At 52.7% G+C, this 2,997-nt stretch carries 1 rRNA gene; it reads left to right on the top strand.

The features are described 5' to 3' along the window. Window positions 1-156: 156 nt before the first annotated feature. A 23S ribosomal RNA gene (locus tag AB5Z09_RS03365) occupies window positions 157-2,997 on the top strand; the annotation flags it as partial.

Raw genomic sequence — 2,997 nt, forward strand, 5'->3', positions numbered from 1 at the left:
TGCTCTTTAACAATCTGGAAAGCTGATTTAAAAAGTAGTTCTCAAACATTTGTTACAAGTGCTTTGGAAACTTCTTGGCGAAAACCAAATTTTATTTGGTCCTTGTTGTACGACAACGAGCTGTGCCGGTTTCACCGACACTTCTTGGGGTTGTATGGTTAAGTGACTAAGCGTACATGGTGGATGCCTTGGCAGTCAGAGGCGATGAAGGACGTACTAACCTGCGATAAGCTGTGAGAAGTCGGTAAGAGACGCTATTACTCACAGATTTCCGAATGGGGAAACCCACCCGAGATAACTCGGGTATCTGTTACTGAATACATAGGTAACAGAGGCGAACCGGGAGAACTGAAACATCTAAGTACCCCGAGGAAAAGAAATCAACCGAGATTCCCTCAGTAGCGGCGAGCGAACGGGGATTAGCCCTTAAGCATCTTGGAAGTTAGTGGAACGGTCCTGGAAAGGCCGGCGATACAGGGTGATAGCCCCGTACACGAAAACAACCTTGATGTGAAATCGAGTAGGGCGGGACACGTGACATCCTGTCTGAATATGGGGGGACCATCCTCCAAGGCTAAATACTCCTGACTGACCGATAGTGAACCAGTACCGTGAGGGAAAGGCGAAAAGAACCCCTGTGAGGGGAGTGAAATAGAACCTGAAACCGTGTACGTACAAGCAGTGGGAGCCCTTCGGGGTGACTGCGTACCTTTTGTATAATGGGTCAGCGACTTACATTTTGTAGCGAGGTTAACCGTATAGGGGAGCCGTAGGGAAACCGAGTCTTAACTGGGCGTCTAGTTGCAAGGTGTAGACCCGAAACCGGGTGATCTAGCCATGGGCAGGTTGAAGGTTGAGTAACATCAACTGGAGGACCGAACCCACTAACGTTGCAAAGTTAGGGGATGACCTGTGGCTGGGGGTGAAAGGCCAATCAAACTCGGAGATAGCTGGTTCTCCCCGAAAGCTATTTAGGTAGCGCCTCGGACGAATACTACTGGGGGTAGAGCACTGTTTGGGCTAGGGGGTCATCCCGACTTACCAACCCCATGCAAACTCCGAATACCAGTAAGTAATATCCGGGAGACACACGGCGGGTGCTAACGTCCGTCGTGAAGAGGGAAACAACCCAGACCGCCGGCTAAGGTCCCAAAGTTCTGGTTAAGTGGGAAACGATGTGGGAAGGCTCAGACAGCTAGGATGTTGGCTTAGAAGCAGCCATCATTTAAAGAAAGCGTAATAGCTCACTAGTCGAGTCGGCCTGCGCGGAAGATGTAACGGGGCTCAAACCAGGCACCGAAGCCGCGGATTCACACTTATGTGTGAGTGGTAGGGGAGCGTTCTGTAAGTCTGCGAAGGTGTATCGAGAGGTATGCTGGAGATATCAGAAGTGCGAATGCTGACGTAAGTAACGATAAAGGGGGTGAAAAGCCTCCTCGCCGGAAGACCAAGGGTTCCTGTCCAACGTTAATCGGGGCAGGGTGAGTCGACCCCTAAGGCGAGGCCGAAAGGCGTAGTCGATGGGAAGCAGGTTAATATTCCTGCACGACTTGTAATTGCGATGGGGGGACGGAGAAGGCTAGGTGGGCCAGGCGACGGTTGTCCTGGTGAAAGTGCGTAGGTGGTGTTTCCAGGCAAATCCGGAGACACAACACTGAGACACGAGACGAACACACTACGGTGTGGAAGCCATTGATGCCCTGCTTCCAGGAAAAGCCTCTAAGCTTCAGATTACAAGTCATCGTACCCCAAACCGACACAGGTGGTCGGGTAGAGAATACCAAGGCGCTTGAGAGAACTCGGGTGAAGGAACTAGGCAAAATAGAACCGTAACTTCGGGAGAAGGTTCGCTCTTGATGGTGAAGTCCCTTGCGGATGGAGCTGTCGGGAGTCGCAGTGACCAGATGGCTGGGACTGTTTATCAAAAACACAGCACTCTGCAAACACGAAAGTGGACGTATAGGGTGTGACACCTGCCCGGTGCCGGAAGGTTAATTGATGGGGTTAGCGCAAGCGAAGCTCTTGATCGAAGCCCCGGTAAACGGCGGCCGTAACTATAACGGTCCTAAGGTAGCGAAATTCCTTGTCGGGTAAGTTCCGACCTGCACGAATGGTGTAACCATGGCCATGCTGTCTCCACCCGAGACTCAGTGAAATCGAATTCGCCGTGAAGATGCGGTGTACCCGCGGCTAGACGGAAAGACCCCGTGAACCTTTACTACAGCTTGGCACTGAACATTGAACCTACATGTGTAGGATAGGTGGGAGGCTTTGAAGGCGTGACGCCAGTTGCGCTGGAGCCGTCCTTGAAATACCACCCTTGTATGTTTGATGTTCTAACGCAGGGCCCTGAATCGGGCTCGCGGACAGTGCCTGGTGGGTAGTTTGACTGGGGCGGTCTCCTCCCAAAGAGTAACGGAGGAGCACGAAGGTTGGCTAATCCTGGTCGGACATCAGGAGGTTAGTGCAATGGCATAAGCCAGCTTAACTGCGAGACGGACAGGTCGAGCAGGTACGAAAGTAGGTCATAGTGATCCGGTGGTTCTGAATGGAAGGGCCATCGCTCAACGGATAAAAGGTACTCCGGGGATAACAGGCTGATACCGCCCAAGAGTTCATATCGACGGCGGTGTTTGGCACCTCGATGTCGGCTCATCACATCCTGGGGCTGAAGTCGGTCCCAAGGGTATGGCTGTTCGCCATTTAAAGTGGTACGCGAGCTGGGTTCAGAACGTCGTGAGACAGTTCGGTCCCTATCTGCCGTGGGCGTTGGATGATTGAAGGGAGTTGCTCCTAGTACGAGAGGACCGGAGTGAACGAACCTCTGGTGTTCGGGTTGTCACGCCAGTGGCACTGCCCGGTAGCTAAGTTCGGAATCGATAACCGCTGAAAGCATCTAAGCGGGAAGCGAGCCCTGAGATGAGTCATCCCTGACCCCTTGAGGGTCCTAAAGGGCCGTTGGAGACCACAACGTTGATAGGTGGGGTGTGTAAGCGC

Origin of the sequence: Aeromonas sp. R2-2 (assembly GCF_040908355.1) — a bacterium.
In the GTDB taxonomy this organism is placed as follows: Bacteria; Pseudomonadota; Gammaproteobacteria; order Enterobacterales; family Aeromonadaceae; genus Aeromonas; species Aeromonas veronii.